This is a genomic window from Pseudomonas sp. CHM02, from assembly GCF_000612585.1.
In the GTDB taxonomy this organism is placed as follows: Bacteria; Pseudomonadota; Gammaproteobacteria; order Pseudomonadales; family Pseudomonadaceae; genus Aquipseudomonas.
On the sequence record NZ_JFCA01000034.1, the window covers coordinates 72,462 to 90,006 of the forward strand.

16 protein-coding genes are annotated in these 17,545 nt (G+C 62.9%); 9 read left to right on the forward strand and 7 right to left on the reverse strand.

Annotated features, from left to right (window positions below):
- Positions 1-12: 12 nt before the first annotated feature.
- Positions 13-396, reverse strand: a complete 384-nt coding sequence (locus tag BM70_RS0120360; RefSeq protein WP_025857700.1) for a polymorphic toxin type 44 domain-containing protein — start codon at positions 394-396, stop codon at positions 13-15.
- 294 nt (positions 397-690) lie between these two features.
- Between BM70_RS0120360 and BM70_RS0120365 the strand changes: the two genes are divergently transcribed.
- Both BM70_RS0120365 and BM70_RS0120370 read left to right on the forward strand, forming a co-directional pair.
- Entirely contained in the window at positions 691-969 is a 279-nt protein-coding gene (locus BM70_RS0120365; RefSeq protein ID WP_025857701.1) for a type II toxin-antitoxin system RelE/ParE family toxin, read from the forward strand.
- 14 nt (positions 970-983) lie between these two features.
- Positions 984-1,271, forward strand: coding sequence for a HigA family addiction module antitoxin (locus tag BM70_RS0120370; protein WP_025857702.1), 288 nt, complete (start codon positions 984-986; stop codon positions 1,269-1,271).
- Between the two features lie 118 nt (positions 1,272-1,389).
- Here the strand turns inward: BM70_RS0120370 and BM70_RS0120375 are convergent, their stop codons facing one another.
- The 6 genes from BM70_RS0120375 to pilG all read right to left on the reverse strand — a co-directional run bounded on the left by BM70_RS0120375 (position 1,390) and on the right by pilG (position 11,229).
- A complete protein-coding gene (locus BM70_RS0120375) occupies positions 1,390-1,845 on the reverse strand; it encodes a chemotaxis protein CheW (RefSeq protein ID WP_010207210.1) in 456 nt (151 codons plus the stop codon).
- Positions 1,838-7,657 carry an Hpt domain-containing protein gene (locus BM70_RS0120380; RefSeq protein WP_025857703.1) on the reverse strand — a complete coding sequence of 1,940 codons (5,820 nt, stop codon included), beginning with the start codon at positions 7,655-7,657 and terminating at the stop codon, positions 1,838-1,840. Before BM70_RS0120380 ends, BM70_RS0120375 begins: the two co-directional genes overlap by 8 nt.
- A 167-nt stretch (positions 7,658-7,824) precedes the next feature.
- Positions 7,825-9,876 (reverse strand): methyl-accepting chemotaxis protein, encoded by a 2,052-nt coding sequence (locus BM70_RS0120385; protein WP_025857704.1) that lies wholly within the window; start codon positions 9,874-9,876, stop codon positions 7,825-7,827.
- Positions 9,873-10,397, reverse strand: coding sequence for a chemotaxis protein CheW (locus BM70_RS0120390; RefSeq protein WP_025857705.1), 525 nt, complete (start codon positions 10,395-10,397; stop codon positions 9,873-9,875). Before BM70_RS0120390 ends, BM70_RS0120385 begins: the two co-directional genes overlap by 4 nt.
- Positions 10,398-10,409: 12 nt before the next feature.
- Positions 10,410-10,775, reverse strand: a complete 366-nt coding sequence (pilH, locus tag BM70_RS0120395; protein WP_014720320.1) for a twitching motility response regulator PilH — start codon at positions 10,773-10,775, stop codon at positions 10,410-10,412.
- 46 nt (positions 10,776-10,821) lie between these two features.
- Complete coding sequence (pilG, locus tag BM70_RS0120400) at positions 10,822-11,229, reverse strand: twitching motility response regulator PilG (RefSeq protein WP_025857706.1); 408 nt, start codon at positions 11,227-11,229, stop codon at positions 10,822-10,824.
- A gap of 239 nt (positions 11,230-11,468) precedes the next feature.
- Here pilG and gshB point away from each other — a divergent pair, with 239 nt between their 5' ends.
- The 7 genes from gshB to BM70_RS0120435 all read left to right on the forward strand — a co-directional run bounded on the left by gshB (position 11,469) and on the right by BM70_RS0120435 (position 17,513).
- Positions 11,469-12,422: a glutathione synthase gene (gshB, locus tag BM70_RS0120405; RefSeq protein WP_025857707.1), complete on the forward strand. Its 954-nt coding sequence runs from the start codon at positions 11,469-11,471 to the stop codon at positions 12,420-12,422.
- A gap of 77 nt (positions 12,423-12,499) precedes the next feature.
- Positions 12,500-13,405, forward strand: a complete 906-nt coding sequence (locus BM70_RS0120410; RefSeq protein ID WP_025857708.1) for an energy transducer TonB — start codon at positions 12,500-12,502, stop codon at positions 13,403-13,405.
- Positions 13,406-13,527: 122 nt separating this feature from the next.
- Positions 13,528-14,097 (forward strand): YqgE/AlgH family protein, encoded by a 570-nt coding sequence (locus BM70_RS0120415; RefSeq protein ID WP_025857709.1) that lies wholly within the window; start codon positions 13,528-13,530, stop codon positions 14,095-14,097.
- Positions 14,097-14,534: a Holliday junction resolvase RuvX gene (gene ruvX / locus BM70_RS0120420; RefSeq protein ID WP_025857710.1), complete on the forward strand. Its 438-nt coding sequence runs from the start codon at positions 14,097-14,099 to the stop codon at positions 14,532-14,534. The genes BM70_RS0120415 and ruvX overlap by 1 nt, the downstream gene beginning before the upstream one ends.
- Before the next feature lie 175 nt (positions 14,535-14,709).
- Complete coding sequence (gene pyrR / locus BM70_RS0120425) at positions 14,710-15,216, forward strand: bifunctional pyr operon transcriptional regulator/uracil phosphoribosyltransferase PyrR (protein ID WP_025857711.1); 507 nt, start codon at positions 14,710-14,712, stop codon at positions 15,214-15,216.
- A gap of 24 nt (positions 15,217-15,240) precedes the next feature.
- Entirely contained in the window at positions 15,241-16,245 is a 1,005-nt protein-coding gene (locus BM70_RS0120430) for an aspartate carbamoyltransferase catalytic subunit (RefSeq protein ID WP_025857712.1), read from the forward strand.
- Complete coding sequence (locus BM70_RS0120435; RefSeq protein WP_025857713.1) at positions 16,242-17,513, forward strand: dihydroorotase; 1,272 nt, start codon at positions 16,242-16,244, stop codon at positions 17,511-17,513. Before BM70_RS0120430 ends, BM70_RS0120435 begins: the two co-directional genes overlap by 4 nt.
- Positions 17,514-17,545: the final 32 nt, after the last annotated feature.

Genomic DNA, 17,545 nt, shown 5'->3' on the forward strand with positions numbered 1-17,545 from the left:
TGGACCGGCCACTTAATACCCTTGAGCTCTGGCATATTCGATACCCTCCTTGATCCAATGCTGGTCACTGTGATCATCACCATACGGCGCATCGCCCCACCAGTCTCCGAACTCCGCCCGAGAAGTCCCTGCTGCCTTTTGCGCCGCACCAGCCGCTCTCAACAGCACACTCTCCGGAATACCCAGCACAATGCCGGTAACGCCGTAGTTGAAGTTACCGAACGCCTCGTACTCACGGCTTTTCTGTTTGTAATCCCAAGGGCCACGCCCCCGAACCTGTGAGTAAAACCACGAATAGGCGAAGGCCGAACCAGGCTTCAAATGCATCCTGCGGTTGTTGGCCAAGGCGATATTGTCTTGCAGCGAAACGCCCGAAGGTATGGGAGGGACGGCCATTTGCGAATCCTTGCTGATGGGGCTGAGCGATGAAAACTAGCACTCAAAAATCAGTAAAAATACGAAGGTGAGACTTACAGAAATTTCAGACACGCTATCAGTCCGAGCCCTACCTACGATTATCGTCCCGACAAGCAACAAGGAATGTTCTGACAGCGTTTCAGGTTGTTGCTCGGAACCTGTGTCTCTAGCCTTTCCGCTCCGAATCGTTCCGCGGACAGACATCATGAAGCCGACCGTTAAAACCGATGCAAGGCCATTGCAGAGCGTGATGTATCACATCACAATCGCGCCATGATCGTCAGCTGGAAACACAAAGGTCTCAGGGTCTTCTATGAGACAGGCTCGACCAGTGGAATCAACGCAAATCATGCAAAGCGCTTACGCCGCGTTCTGTTCATTCTGGACAAAGCCGAACGTCCAGAGGCACTGAACTTGCCTGGTTGGCGTTTCCATCGGTTGAATGGCGACCTGATCGACTATTGGTCTGTCAGCATTAGTGGTAACTGGCGCATCACTTTTCGGATGTTCGACGACCAAGTCGAACTGGTTGATTATCTTGATTACCACTGAGTAGAGGTATCGATATGGGCATGCACAACCCCCCTCACCCAGGTGAAATCCTGCTTGAAGATGTAATCCCTGCCCTGAACATCACCATCACCGAAATGGCCCGGCGCCTGGGTTTCGCCCGTGAGACATTTTCGAGGATTTTGCATGGGCGTGCGCCTGTCAGTCCTGACTTGGCGGTGCGGCTTGAGCGGGCAGGTGTGAGCACTGGGCAGTTATGGCTGTCGATGCAAAGCGCCTACGACTTGTGGCAGGCCGAGCATCGGGAGCAGCCGGTGATTGAGCGGTTTGCGCGGATTGATTGAGGCTTAAAGGCACGCACAATCCCCTGTAGGAGCTGGCTTGCCAGCGATAGCGGTGGGTCAGTTGTTAATGAGTGGGCTGGCAGACCGTCATCGCCGGCAAGCCGGCTCCTACAGAGATTTACGCCAGACCAGATTCGACCAGCAAGGCTTCCAACCCCATGAGGTCCGGCACCTTCGCCACATGCTCGCCCACCTGCACCGCCGCCAGTTCCAGCGGGCACAGCGGCACGTCCACATAGCTCAACTCACTGTCGAGCTTGTACGAACGCGGAATGCCCTGGATCACCAGCGCAATAAACTTCAACGTCGGCCGCCCACCCAATGCATTCAACACCACGATCCGCGAGCGTTCGCCGGTCACACTCGCTTCGCCGCATACCGCTTCGAAGCTGATCAGCGGGATTTGCCGATCGCGCCAGGTCACTTGCCGCAGATACCACGGCGGTGCATCGCTGGCCGGCTCGCCGCGCTGAAAGTCGATCAGCTCGGCGATGGCGACGTTGGGCAGCACCAGGTGGCGGTCGGCCAAGGGCAGGAGCAGGCCGGTGAGTTGGCTGGTGCGGTGGTCAAGCATGGGACTTGCTCCAGTAGGCGATGCTTTCGAGCAGCACCGATTCCTGGTACGGCTTGCCGAGATAGTCGTTGACGCCGATGGCCATGGCGCGGTCGCGGTGTTTCTGGCCGGTGCGCGAGGTGATCATGATGATCGGCAGGCGCATCAGCCGGGGGTCGTTGCGCACTTGGGTGGCGACTTCGAAGCCGTCCATGCGCGGCATTTCGATGTCGAGCAGCATCAGGTCCGGGGTGTGTTCTTCGAGCACGGCGAGGGCGTCGATGCCGTCTTTGGCGGTGAGCACGTTCATGCCGTTGCGCTCCAGCAGGCGGCTGGTGACTTTGCGCACGGTGACGGAGTCGTCCACCACCAGCACCAGCAACGGGCGTTTTTTCAATGGGTCGTTGAGGATCAGCGGTGCATCGACCGACTGGGCCGGCAAGGCCGGCTGGCGTGCACGAATATGTGCGAGCAAATCGATGATCAACACCACGCGGCCATCGCCCAGAATCGTCGCGCCCGACAGGCCCTGCACACCGGCAAACTGCGGGCCCAGGCCCTTGACCACAATCTCCCGCGTGCCGGCCATGGCGTCCACATGGATGGCCACGCGCAGCTCATTGCACTGCACCAACAGCACCGGCACCGGCTGGTACTGGCCCAGCAGTTTCGGGCGGCTCACGGTGTGCAACAGGTCGCCCAGATAGAACAGCTCATAGCGCTGGCCGGCGTATTCATAACTCGGCGGATCCTGCTGATAGTGCCCCGCCAGCTCATGGGGCAGCACCCGCACCAGGCCTTCGATGGTGTTGAGCGGAATCGCGTACTGGTCGTCCGCACATTGCACCATCAGCGCGCGGTTGACCGACACGGTGAACGGCAAGCGAATACGGAAATGCACACCCTCGCCCGGCGTCGAATCAATGACCATCGAGCCACCCAGCTGACGCACTTCTTCATGCACCACATCCATGCCCACGCCGCGCCCGGAAATCTGCGTGATCTTTTCGGCGGTGGAGAACCCCGGCTGCAGGATGAACTGCAACACATCGCGGTCGCTGATCTCTTGATGCGGGGCGAGCAGGCCACGCTTGATCGCCTTGCGGCGCACGGCCTCCAGCGGTACACCGGCGCCGTCGTCGCGCATGTCGAAGACGATGTCGCCGCCCTCGTGGGTCAGGTCCAGGGTGATGCGGCCTTTCTCGGGCTTGCCAGCCAGCAGCCGCGCATCACGGGACTCCAGGCCGTGGTCGACAGCGTTGCGCAGCATGTGCTCCAGCGGCGCGGCCATGCGCTCCAGCACGTTGCGGTCCATCTCGCCCTCGGCATTGCCGACGATGAACTCCACGTCTTTGCCCAACTCCCCGGCCACTTGGCGCACGATGCGCTTGAGGCGCGGCAGCATGCGCTCGAACGGCACCATGCGCGTGCGCATCAGGCCTTCCTGCAACTCGGTGTTGATGCGCGCCTGTTGCTGCAACAGGCCGTGGGCGTCCTCGTTGCGGCGCTCGAGGGTGTCCTTGAGGTCGAGCAGGTCGGAGGCGGACTCGGACAACGCACGGGACAATTGCTGCAATTGCGAGTGGCGGTCCATTTCCAGCGGATCGAATTCTTCGTAGCCCAGGCGCTCGGCCTCGGCTTGCTGGCGGCTGAGGATGCGGCCCTGGGTTTCAGTGTCGAGACGTCGCAGTTGGTCGCGCATGCGCTCGATAGTGGTTTCCACTTCCGTGAGGGCAATGCGTGCGTCGTTGACTTGCTGCTCGATACGGCCACGGAAGATGGAAGTCTCACCGGCCAGGTTGACCAGATCGTCGAGCAGCTCGGCAGAGATCTTCACCATGTCGGCCGCCGGGTCCACCACGGCATCCGTCTTGCCCGCAGGCAACGCCACCGGCGCTACCGGCTCTACGCTTGGGTGCACCAGGCTTTTGATGCGCTCGATAAGCTTGTCCACCGAGCCGACCGGCAAGCCATCCGCCACTGCGTCGATCATCTGCGCCAATCGGTCGTGGCAGCCCTGCAGCAACGCGAACAGCTCCGGCGACGGCGCAAGCAAACCGGCGGACAGGCCTTCGTAGAGAAACTCCAGTTCATGGGCCAGGTCGCCAATGGGCGCGATTTCGACCATGCGTGCACCGCCCTTGAGGGTGTGCAGGTCGCGCAGCAGGGTTTCCACCTCCTGGCGATTGCCGGGCTCGGCCTGCCAGCGCGACAACGCCGCACTGGAACTGTCGAGAATATCGGCCGCCTCTTCGAGGAAGATATCCAGCAGCTCGGGGTCGGCACCGGACGCTGGCGGCTCGGCGGTCGGGGCGACAGGCGCATTGCCTTGGCGCAACGCCCGCACCTTGGCAATCAGCTCGGCGCTGTCGCTCAAGGGCTGGTGATGCTGTAGCTCTTCAAGCTGCAAGGCAAGCAGCTCGTGGCTGGCCATCAGCACTTGGGACAGCTCGGTGGAATAGCTGAAGCGACGGTCCACCAACCCTTCGTACAGGCATTCCAGCTCATGGGCCAGGTCGCCAATCGGGCCGATTTCGGCCATGCGCGCGCCCCCCTTGAGGGTGTGCAAGTCGCGCTGCAATGACGACAACGGCGCGGCGCTGTCGGGTTCCAGTAACCAACGCTTGAGCGACTGCCCGGCGCTGTCGAGGATGTCCACGGCTTCTTCGAGAAAGATCTCGACGATCTCATCGTCCATCGCGGTGGCGTGATCCAACTGCTGCGTGGCCGCGCCCAGTTCGGAAATGCTCAGCACCCGGCTGCCGTCACTTTTGATCAGGCCGGTGGCGGACGGGTCGAGGGCTTCATCCAGCAGTTCGCGCAGGGCTTCGACCCGCGCCGGTGCCGGACTGATTTCCTGGCCGGCGGCCAGTTGGTCGAGCATGCTGATCAGCGCTTCATGGGCCTGCTCGGCCTCATGGAAAAACCGCTCGCTCACGGCGAGGCTGCTCTCCTCCACCGCGCCATAGAGGTCGAGCAGGGCTTCGCAGAGTTCGTCGATGGCGTGCAAATCCGCGACGTGCGCGCCCTCCCCGAGGGTGGTCAGTTCGTCGAGCAGCGCGGTGAGTTCCTGGCGTTCGCCGGGATGCTGTTGCCAGCGGCGCAACAGGCTTTCGGCGTCGAGCAGAATGTCCATGCCCCGGGCCAGGAAGTTGGCGATCAGTTGCGGGTCGCGCTTGATGCGCAGGCCGGTGGTCGGGGCGTCGAGCAATGCTTCAAGCTGGTGGTCCAGCAGGCTTTGGGTACGGTTGATCAGGTCCTGTGCGCCTCTGATGGGCGCCAGGGGGTCGCCGTCCAGGTCACGCAGCCCGCGCTGGAACAGGCCCTCGGCTTCGAGCAGCAACTCCACTTCGTCCAGGTCCAGCGGCAGGCGGTGAGCCTTGTATTCGCGGGTGAGGTGGTCCAGCGGGCGCGCCAGCTCGGCGATGGGCAACACGCCGGCCATGTAGGCGCTGCCCTTGAGCGTGTGCAGGGCGCGTTGCAGTTCATCGCTGACTTGCAGCGGTACATGCTCGGCGGCCTGTTGCAGGAAGTGGTTGAGGCTGTCCAGATGGCTTTGGGCTTCGTTGCGGAAGATCTCCAGCAACATCGGGTCATGGGGCTCGGCGGCCGGTACTTGTGTACCGCTGGCCAAGGCGTGGGCGCGGGCGGCCAGGGCGTCGACTTCATCGCGCTGGCGTTGGTCATCGGTGGCAAAGTCAGCCACCAGTTCCGGCAAAAGGGCCACCGCTTCATCCAGCACCTGTTGCACCTCGGGGCCCAGGACCACGCTGCGCTCCAGTACACGATTAAGCAGGTTCTCCACAGCCCAGGCCAGCTCGGCCAGGACCAGGGCACGGACCATGCGGCCGCTGCCCTTGAGGGTGTGGAAGGCCCGGCGCATTTCGCCCTGGGCGGTTTTATCCGCGCTGTTGGGCAGGTAACGGTGCAGCACCTCCAGGACTTCGTCGGTCTCCTCAAGGAAGACTTCGCGCAGTTCATCGTCGATGGGTTCTTCATCGGCCGGAGGCGGCAGCAGGCTGCCTGGGCGTTGCAGCGCCGGCGGGTTCAGGCGCGACGTCGGGCTGGCCAGCGCGTCGAACTGCGACTGGCTCGGCGTGACCTCCACCGCCAGTGCGCCGTCCGGCGCAACCAGGGCTTGGCGCCAGGGTTTCTCGGCAGGCAGGTAACCCAGCGCCGCCAGGCCTTGGGTGGCCAGTTCCAGCACCCGTTCACCTGCAGCATCGGGGTCCTGGAGCATACGTTCGAGGTAGTACTCAAGGCTGCTGATCACGTCGGCGAAATGCGCCAGTTGCATCTCGGACGGCGACGCGTCGTTGCCCATCAACTGTTCGTCGACGTAATCCGTACAACCCCGCATCAGGCTCGCCGCACGGGGCAGCGGAATCATCGCCAGGGCGCCACGCACCTGGCTCAGCAGCTCCGGCAAGGACTCGATGCGCTGGCGGTCCCAGTCGGCTTCGATGCAGTCGATCACCAGTTCCTTGGCTTGCTTGAGGCACTGGCAGGATTCGCGGATCACCAGTTGGTGGATCTGGGTCAGGTCGGTGGTGGGCAGGCGGCTGTCTTCGCGGCTTTCCGGCTCGACGGTGCCGACCATGCCGGCCAGTGTGGCTTCGACGTAGAGCAACGCGCCGGCGACGTCCATCAGCACCGCATCGTTCGGCTCGCGCTGCCCCTGGGCCAGGCTCAGCACCACGGCAAGCTGGTCGATGATGACTTTGCGCGGCTGGCCGAAACCCAGCACCGCCAGGGTGTCGGCGATCTGCCGCAGCGGTGCCAGCAATGCATCGAGATCGCTGGTGTGCTGACGGTCGCTGCGTACGAACAAGTCGAGGCGCTCCTTGACCCGCACCAGTTCTTCACACAATGCCCCCAGCACCGAGCCCATGGCGTTGCGGTCCGGTCCGGCCAAGCGTGCGCGTTCGGCATCGACCACCGCACTGTCAGGCAAGGCTTCATCCAGGCCGTAGCGTTCCTTGAGGCTTTGCATGCGCGGCGTCGGCCGGGTGACCTTGGCGACATAGAACAGCAGGCTCTTGAGCAGCTCATCCGGCGCCGGTTGATTGATCCCGCCGATGCCTTGCGCCAGCAGGCGCTTGAGTTGTTTGTCACTGGCCTTGAGCAGGCTGCGCAACGCCGGGCTGTTGGCGATCACGCCGGTGAGCATGCCTTCGACCAGCGCCGAGGTGACTTGCCACAGCGGCAACAACGGCGCGCCCTGACACAAGGCTTCGAGGCGCGCGAACACCCGCGCCATGTCTTCCAGGTTGCTGGGACCGTGGTCTTCGCGCAGCAGCCCGGCCAGGGCCTGTTGCAGCAGTTGGTGCCACTGGCGCAATTGCTCTTTGAGGTCGGGCACGGTGCGTTGGGCCAGGGCCTCATCGGGCAACGGCACGATCGTCAGCAGTTGCGGGCTGAACAGACTGGTCTCCGACAGCAGGCTTTCACCCCGGGCACTGCGCAGGTCGTTGAGCAGCGGCAACACCACCAGCGGCAGGTCACGGCGGGCGCTGTGCACACGGTCCAGGTACAGCGGCAATTGGTTGAGGGCTTGTTGCAGCAGGCGGATGCCTTCGTCGCGCTGGCTCACGTGACCGGCTTGGAGGGCCAGGGCCAATTCTTCGATTTCCTCGGCGAGCAGGGCCGCGCCGTAGAACTCGACCATTTGCAACGCACCATGCACTTGGTGGATGCCGACCAGGCACTCGGTGATGGCGTCGCCGTCGGAGGTTTCGACGTACGCATCGAGCGCCGAACGGGCCTGTTTCAGGGTTTCGGCAATGTCGCCCTTGACCCATTCGAGGGCCACGTAGTCGTGCCGATCAACCATAACTGCTCCGCTTAGAATTCATGGGTTGCTGGTGGTGCGAGATCTCAAGACAGATAGAGATCAAATGTGGGAGGGGGCTTGCCCCCGATGGCGGTGCATCAGTCAAAGATTGGGTGACTGACCCACTGCTATCGGGGGCAAGCCCCCTCCCACATTGACACTGCATTTCAATCATCAACCTGCTTTGCGGGCGGGAGGGTGAACCCCGACACCGACCGGCGCAACTGGCTGGCCATCTTCGCCAGGTTGCCGATGCTTTCGGCGGTCGCCGTGGAGCCCGACGAGGTCTGGGTGGTGATCTGCTGGATCACGTTCATGGTCAGGGAGATCTGCCCCGCCGAACTCGTCTGTTGCTGCGCCGCGTTGGAGATGCTCTGGATCAGCGCCGCCAGGGTTTTCGACACGCCTTCGATCTCTTCCAGCGCCACTCCGGCGTCCTGGGCCAGCCGCGCGCCGCGCACCACTTCAGTGGTGGTCTGCTCCATGGATATCACCGCTTCGTTGGTGTCGGCCTGGATCGCCCGCACCAGCGTTTCGATCTGCCGCGTCGCCGCAGACGAACGTTCGGCCAGGCGCTGCACTTCATCGGCCACCACCGCAAAGCCACGTCCGGCGTCCCCGGCCATGCTCGCCTGGATCGCAGCATTGAGGGCGAGGATGTTGGTCTGGTCGGCGATGTCGTCGATCAGGCTGACGATGTCGCCAATCTCCTGGGACGACTCACCCAGGCGCTTGATGCGCTTGGCAGTGTCCTGGATCTGTTCGCGAATGTTGTCCATGCCGTGGATGGTGTTGTGCACCACCTCGTTGCCCTTGTTGGCGATCTCCACCGAGCGCTCCGCCACCGCCGAGGACTCGGCGGCGTTGGCCGAGACCTGGTCGATGGACTGGGCCATCTGGTTGATTGCCGTGGACGCCTCGGCGATCTGCTGGGCCTGGTGCTCCGAGGCCTGGGCCAGGTGCATGGCGGTGGCCTGGGTGTCCTGCACCGCGCCGGCGACTTGCCCGGCGGTGAGGTTGATGGTGGCGACCAGGTCGCGCAGTTGGTCGACGGAATAGTTGATGGAGTCGGCGATGGTGCCGGTGAAGTCTTCGGTCACCGAGGCCGTCACGGTGAGGTCGCCGTCGGCCAGGTCTTCGATTTCATCCAGCAGGCGCATGATCGCATTCTGGTTGCGCTCGTTCTTCTCGGCGGTTTCGTGCAGTTGGCGGTTGGTCTCGCGCACCATCACCAGGCCGATCAGGATGATCGAAGTCAGCGCCAACAGGCCCAGCACATAGCCGCCAATGGTGTCGAAGCTGCGCCCGCTGGCCAGGTTTTCGAACCCGGTGGCCAGGTGCGAGGCTTCGTCGAGCAAGGTTTGCGACAGGTTGAAGATATTGCTCGCCGAGGCGCGTACCTGGAACAGTTGCGGCGAAGTCTCAAGGATTTCATCCACGGAGCCTGAGACAAACTCGAACAGCTCGGCAATTTCCGCCAGCCGCGCACGGGCGTCGTGGTCTTCGACCTGGGTGATGCGCAGGCCGGGGTTGCCCTGGAGCATGCCGTTGAGCACCTGCCCGAAGCGGTTGGCATCGCGGCCAAAGGCGTCGGCGGCCTGGACGGCGGTTTCGTCGCCGGCGAGTACGGTGTTCACCGCGCCAAGGATACGTTCGGCCAGCAGGGACTGACGCTGGGCCAGGGCCACCTGGCTGGCCGGGGCGCCGCGTTGCAGGAGGATGTCGACAACTTTTTCCGACTCCATCTGCAGTTGCGGTACGGTTTCGGCCAGCGTCGCAGCGACCTGGTGCAACGACAGCACGGTCTGTTCGCTGGCGAGGATGGCGTCGGTATTTTTCAGCAGCGCTTCCCAATCGGTCTGCACTGCGCGCATTTCAGCGCGCACGGCGTTGGGCGCGGCGGGCAGGCCGGTTTCCACGTCACCTTTTTTCAGGTAACCCCAGCGCTGGGCAAAGTCGTTGCGCGCCTCACCCAACAGCTTGAACGCAGCCGCCTTGCCGGCAGCGGCTTCGGTGGCGTTCTTGGCGATACGCTGGGACAGCACGCGCAGCTCGCCGGCGTGGCCGATGTACTGTTTGTCATAGGTGGACTGGGTGTTGAGGTACGCAAAGTTGGCGAACAGCAACATGATGAACACGATCAGTGCAATGAACAGCACGATGATCTGAGAACGGCTGCGCGAGCCGGCCTGGGGTTTTGGAGTGGTAGCGGTGGTCATGCGGCAACATCCATGAAGCCTGGGGCCTGGGCCAGGGCGAAGGGGCTGAAGACCTGCCATTGCTGGGCGCCATCGAACTGGCCCTGGATAAACGGCGCACCGGGAGCGGTGCTCGCCAGCAGTGCGTCTTGTGCGAAATGCTGCATCCCCACCACCTCGTCGACCAGCAGCCCGACAAACACGTCGTTGAATTCCACCACCAGTACGCGCCGTTGTTTACGCGCCTTGGACAGTTCAAGCCCGAGGAAACCACCCAGGTCCATCACCGGCAGCAAGCGCCCACGCAGGTTGGCCACGCCCTTGACCCAGGCCTTGACCCCGGGCATCAACGTGCAGCGCGGTTCATGCAGGACTTCGGCGACTTCGCCCATGGGCGCCACATACCAGTGCTGGCCCAGGCGAAAGCCGATTCCGCTCCAGCGTTGCAGGCGGGTTTCCTGGGACGGCAGGTCGGCAGCCAGCAGGCGGCAGCGCCGGTCGATGTCCAGCAGCAGCTCGAAGGCGGTTTGCGACTCGGTCATGATGGCGAACCGTCAGCCGGCCAGCACCTTGTTCAGGGTGGCGATCAGGGTTTCTTCATCCACCGGCTTGGTCAGGTAGTCCTTGGCGCCCTGGCGCGCGCCCCAGATCTTGTCGGTTTCCTGGTCCTTGGTGGTGATGATGATGATCGGGATGCCGTTGGTTTCCGGCTCCTTGGACAGCTGGCGCGTGGCCTGGAAGCCATTGAGGCCCGGCATCACGATGTCCATCAGCACGGCATCGGGTTTTTCCTGGCGGGCCAGGGCCACGCCGTCCGCGCCGTTTTCGGCCTTGAGAACCTGGTGGCCATGCTTTTCCAGCATGCCGGTCAGTTTGTACATTTCGGTCGGCGAATCGTCGACGATCAGAACACGTGCCATGGTTTTCCCCACTACATAGGTGGACGCCGGCCCTTGTGAGGCGGTGTCAGTGTGCTTGTTCTACTGCGGCGAAAGCAGGCACGTAGGCCTTGATCGCGCTCAGCAGTTCTTCCTTGCTGAAAGGCTTGGTCAAAAACTGATCGACACCGACGATGCGCCCCTTGGCCTTGTCGAACAGGCCGTCCTTGGAGGACAACATGATCACCGGAATCGACTTGAACGCCGGGTTGTTCTTCACCAGCGCGCAGGTCTGATAGCCATCCAGGCGCGGCATCATGATGTCGACAAAAATAATGTGCGGGTGATGATCAACAATCCGGGCCAGGGCATCGAAACCGTCGATGGCCGTGATGACATCGCATCCCACATTCTTCAACAAGGTTTCAGCGGTGCGCCGGATCGTCTTCGAATCGTCGATCACCATCACTCTCAAGGCGTTGGAATGCTGTTCCATATCTGCTCTGCCATCGCCACAGCGAATCGGTTTTCGGTGTGTACTGCCTGATGTTGCACAGGATGAGCGCCGCAAGCCTTGGAATTCAAGGGCTGCTACGCCGTGGCAGTCTTTTTAGCACAGTCTCCGGACGCAATCTATCGAGCAACCGGCCAGGTGGTTTTTCCTTGACCCACAACAGCCACAGCGCCACTCTGACGCCACTTTTATGCGCCCTAATTTGCTAGAGGAAATCCCCCATGAGCGTTCGCGTCGGCATTGTCATGGACCCTATCGCCAGCATCTCCTATAAAAAGGACAGTTCGCTGGCCATGCTCCTGGCCGCCCAGGCCCGCGGCTGGACGTTGTTCTATATGGAGCAGCGCGATCTTTACCAGGGTGACGGCGAAGCCCGCGCACGCATGCGCCCGCTGCAGGTGTTTGCCAACCCCGAGAAGTGGTTCGAGCTTGCCGACGAAATCGACAGCCCGCTGAGCGATCTGGACGTGATCCTGATGCGCAAGGATCCGCCGTTCGACATGGAATTCGTCTACTCCACCTACCTGCTGGAGCAGGCCGAGCGCGCCGGCGTGCTGATCGTCAACAAGCCGCAGAGCCTGCGCGACTGCAATGAAAAGCTGTTCGCCACCCTTTTCCCGCAGTGCACCCCGCCAACCGTGGTCAGCCGCCGCGCCGACGTGCTGCGTGAATTCGCCGCCAAGCACGGTGATGTGATCCTCAAGCCGCTGGACGGCATGGGCGGCACCTCGATCTTCCGTCATCGCGCCGGCGACCCGAACCTGTCGGTGATCCTCGAAACCCTGACCGCCCTGGGCACCCAGCAGATCATGGGCCAGGCCTACTTGCCGGCGATCAAGGACGGCGACAAGCGCATCCTGATGATCGACGGCGAGCCGGTGGACTACTGCCTGGCGCGCATCCCGGCAGCCGGCGAGACCCGCGGCAACCTGGCGGCCGGTGGTCGTGGTGAAGCACGTCCTCTGTCGGACAAGGACCGCTGGATTGCCACCCAGGTTGGCCCGACCCTGCGCGAAAAAGGCTTGCTGTTCGTGGGACTGGATGTGATCGGCGAGAACCTCACCGAAATCAACGTCACCAGCCCGACCTGCATTCGCGAGATCGACAACGCATTTGGCACGAACATCGGCGAAATGTTGATGGCCGCCATTGAGCGCAAGCTACAAGCCAAGTGACATAGAACAGCCGGACACACACCAACATTGCGTTATCATGCGCCACCTGTGAAACGCGCGATGTTGGTTTTTTTGTCATGACACTCCCGTCCGAACTGCCTCCCGAACTCTCCCATAGCGGCGTGCGCCCGGCTGATCGGCTCGGATTTACCCTGTTCCTCGCTGCACTGATTCACCTGGCCTTGATCCTCGGCGTTGGGTTCACAATGGTCGAGCCCAAGCAGATCAGCAAAACCCTGGAAATCACCCTCGCCACGTTCAAGAGCGAAAAGAAGCCCGAGAAGGCGGACTTTCTCGCCCAGGATAATCAGCAAGGCAGCGGCACGCTCGACAAGAAAGCCGTGCCCAAGACCACCGAAGTGGCGCCGTTCCAGGACAACAAGGTGAATAAAGTCACCCCGCCACCAGCCCCCAAGCCGGAGGTCAAGCAGGCCGCGCCCAAGGCTGCAGTGACCACCGTCGCGCCCAAACCGCAAAAAGCCCCGACCCAGCGCGAAAAAACCAAGACCGAGCCCGTGCCCGAGCCCGTGAAACCGGCGCCAACCTTCGACAGCTCGACGCTGACCGATGAAATTTCCAGCCTGGAAGCCGAACTGGCCAACGAACAGCAGCTGTACGCCAAGCGCCCGCGCATCTACCGGCTGAACGCTGCCTCGACCATGCGTGACAAAGGCGCCTGGTATAAGGACGAATGGCGCAAGAAGGTCGAGCGTATCGGCAACCTCAACTACCCGGATGAAGCGCGACGCCAACAGATTTATGGCAATTTGCGCTTGCTGGTGTCGATCAACCGCGACGGTACGTTATATGAGGTGCAGGTGCTGGAATCGTCCGGCCAGCCGTTGCTGGACCAGGCCGCCCAGCGCATCGTGCGCCTGGCGGCGCCCTTTGCGCCATTCAGCGGCGACTTGAATGACGTCGACCGCCTGGAAATCATCCGCACCTGGAAGTTCGCCAAGGGCGACCGCCTGTCCAGCAACTGAATATGACCTTCGTGGTAAGCAGGCTTGCTGTGGTGAGCCCGCTCACCACAACAACCCTGTTTGCCACAATTATGGTCCGCCCCAGCTTGTCAGCTCGCCCCTCCACCGCCACACTAGCGGACATGAAAAATGTCAGCCCGACCTACCTCAAGCACCAATTCCTGATCGCCATGCCCCATATGGCCGACCCGAACTTTGCGCAGACCTTGACCTACATCGTCGAGCACACCGCCAATGGTGCCATGGGGTTGGTTATCAACCGCCCGCAAGAGCTGAACCTGGCGGACATCCTTGAGCAACTGCGCCCAGAGATCGACCCGCCCGCCCGGTGCCAGGGCGTGCCGATCTACATCGGCGGCCCGGTGCAGACCGATCGCGGCTTTGTGCTGCACCCCACCGGACCGAAGTTCCAGGCCACGGTCGACCTGGAAGGCGTGTCGCTGTCCACTTCCCAGGACGTGTTGTTCGCCATCGCGGACGGCGTGGGCCCTGAGCAAAGCGTGATCACCCTCGGCTACGCGGGCTGGGAAGCCGGCCAACTGGAAGCCGAACTGGCCAGCAATGCCTGGCTGACCTGCCCTTTCGACGCCGAAATCCTCTTCAACACCCCCAGCGAACTGCGCCTGGAAGCCGCTGCGGCCAAGCTGCGGGTGAACCTCAGCCTGCTGACCAGCCAGGCGGGGCACGCCTGATGGCTTTGCGTCTGATCCTTGGTTTTGACTACGGCACTAAACAGATCGGCGTAGCGGTCGGCCAGGTGATCACCGGCCAGGCCCGCGAACTGTGCACCCTGAAAGCCCAGAACGGTGTGCCGGACTGGAACCAGGTCGAAGCCCTGATCAAAGAGTGGAAGCCCGACGCGGTCGTCGTCGGCCTGCCCTTGAACATGGACGGCACCCCCAGCGACATGTGCCTGCGCGCCGAAAAGTTCGCCCGCCGCCTCAATGGCCGCTACAACCTGCCCTTCTATACCCATGACGAACGCCTGACCACCTTTGAAGCCAAGGGTGAGCGCCGCGACCGTGGCGGCCAGAAAGGCAGCTACCGCGACAACCCCGTGGACGCCATCGCCGCCGCGCTGCTGTTGCAGGGCTGGCTGGATGAAAACACTGCTTTATTTACATCCTGAATTGCCGCATTGCTTTTTGTAGGAGCGAGCTTGCTCGCGAAAAACGTCAACGATTACGCGCGCATCCAGTGATGCACGCGGTGCCTGTGAGTTCTTCGCGAGCAAGCTCGCTCCTACAGTGTCTTTTACGTTTGAGCCCGGACCTTGCCTGCGCAAGGCCTTGAAGGAGCGCACCATGAGCCTGCCCAATCCCGCCGAACTGATCAGCCAGATGGCGACAAGCCTCACGGCCCATCTGCAACACCGTGCCATCAGCGAGCCACGCTTCATTGGCATCCGCACCGGCGGTGTGTGGGTGGCCCAGGCACTGTTGGAGGCACTGGGCAGCGACTCGCCCCTGGGCACCCTGGACGTGTCCTTCTACCGCGACGACTTCAGCCAGAACGGCCTGCACCCGCAAGTGCGCCCGTCGGCCCTGCCGTTCGAGATCGAAGGCCAGCACCTGGTGCTGATCGACGACGTGCTGATGAGCGGCCGCACCATCCGCGCCGCCATGAACGAACTGTTCGACTACGGCCGCCCGGCCAGCGTGACCCTGGTGTGCCTGCTGGACCTGGACGCCGGCGAATTGCCGATCAGCCCGGACGTGGTCGGCGCCACACTGTCGCTGCAAGCCCACCAACGGGTAAAATTGTCCGGTCCCACGCCGCTCGAACTCGAACTGCAAGACCTCGCCCTTTAAACCGCCTTGTAAAGAGTCCCCGCGATGACGCCTCTAGATGCCAAGCGCCCGCTGCAGCTCAATGCTCAGGGCCAGTTGCAACACTTCTTGTCCCTTGACGGTTTGCCCCGCGAACTGCTCACCGAAATCCTCGACACCGCCGACTCGTTCCTCGAAGTCGGTGGCCGCGCGGTGAAGAAGGTCCCGCTGTTGCGTGGCAAGACCATCTGCAACGTGTTCTTCGAGAACTCCACCCGCACCCGAACCACCTTTGAACTGGCGGCCCAACGGTTGTCGGCCGACGTGATCACGTTGAACGTGTCCACTTCGTCGGCGAGCAAGGGCGAAACCCTGCTCGACACCCTGCGCAACCTGGAAGCCATGGCCGCCGACATGTTCGTGGTGCGCCACGGCGATTCCGGCGCTGCGCACTTCATCGCCGAGCACGTGTGCCCGCAGGTGGCGATCATCAACGGCGGCGACGGCCGTCATGCGCACCCGACCCAGGGCATGCTCGACATGCTCACCATTCGTCGGCACAAGGGCAGCTTTGAAAACCTCTCGGTGGCCATCGTCGGCGACATCCTGCACTCGCGGGTCGCACGCTCGAACATGCTGGCCCTGAAGACCCTGGGCTGCCCGGACATCCGCGTGATTGCACCGAAAACCCTGCTGCCGATCGGTATCGAGCAATACGGCGTGAAGGTCTACACCGACATGACCGAAGGCCTCAAGGATGTGGACGTGGTGATCATGCTGCGCCTGCAGCGTGAGCGCATGGCCGGCGGCCTGCTGCCGAGCGAAGGCGAGTTCTATCGTCTGTTCGGCCTGACCACCGCACGCCTGGCCGGCGCCAAGCCGGATGCCATCGTGATGCACCCCGGCCCGATCAACCGCGGCGTGGAGATTGAGTCGGCGGTGGCCGACGGCAACCAGTCGGTGATCCTCAACCAGGTGACCTACGGCATCGCCGTACGCATGGCGGTGTTGTCCATGGCCATGAGCGGGCAAACCGCGCAACGTCAATTCGAGCAGGAGAACGCCCAGTGAAGCTCAGCATTCTCGGCGCCCGAGTCATCGATCCGGCCAGTGGCCTGGATCAAGTTACCGATCTGCATCTGGAAGCCGGCAAGATCATTGCCATTGGCGCCGCGCCCGCAGGCTTCAACGCCAGCGAGACCATCGACGCCAAAGGCCTGGTGGCCGCGCCTGGCCTGGTCGACCTGAACGTCGCCCTGCGCGAGCCGGGTTACAGCCGCAAGGGCAACATCACCAGCGAAACCCGCGCCGCCGCGGCCGGTGGTGTGACCAGCCTGTGCTGCCCGCCGCATACCAAGCCAGTACTGGACACCTCGGCCGTGACCGAGCTGATCCTCGACCGCGCCCGTGAAGCCGGCAATTGCAAAGTGTTCCCCATCGGCGCCCTGAGCAAAGGCCTGGAAGGCGAACAACTCGCCGAGCTGATCGCCCTGCGTGACGCCGGTTGCGTCGCCTTCGGCAACGGCCTGGAAAGCTTCCGCAGCACCCGTACGCTGTTGCGTGCCCTGGAATACGCGGCGACCTTCGATTTGACGGTGATCTTCCACTCCCAGGACCGCGACCTGGCCGAAGGCGGCCTGGCCCATGAAGGCGCAGTGGCCAGCTTCCTCGGCCTGCCGGGCATTCCGGAAACCGCCGAAACCGTGGCCCTCGCCCGCGACCTGCTGCTGGTGGAACAAAGTGGCGTGCGTGCGCACTTCAGCCAGCTGACCAGCGCGCGTGGTGTGGCCCTGATCGCCCAGGCCCAGGCCCGTGGCTTGCCGGTTACCGCGGATGTGGCGCTGTATCAGCTGATCCTGACGGATGAGGCGCTGATCGACTTCTCCAGCCTGTATCACGTGCAACCGCCGCTGCGCACCCTGGCCGACCGCGAAGGTTTGCGTGCGGCGGTGAAATCCGGTGTGGTCTCGGCGATTTCCAGCCATCACCAGCCCCACGAGCGCGATGCCAAGCTGGCACCGTTCGGCGCGACAGAGCCGGGCATCAGCAGTGTCGAACTGTTGCTGCCGCTGGCGATGACGTTGGTGGAGGATGGCTTGCTGGACTTGCCGACACTGCTGGCACGCCTGAGCCCCGGCCCGGCCGAGGCCTTGCGCTTGCCGGCGGGCAAGCTGGCGGTGGGTTCGGCGGCAGACCTGGTGCTGTTCGACCCGGCCAGCTCCACCATTGCCGGGGAGCAGTGGCTGTCCAAGGGGGAAAACTGCCCGTTCGTCGGCCATAGCCTGCCGGCGACGGTGCGTTACACCCTGGTCGACGGACGTATCAGCTACCAGGCCTGACGCTGAACGGTAGGAGCCCGGCTTGCCGGCGA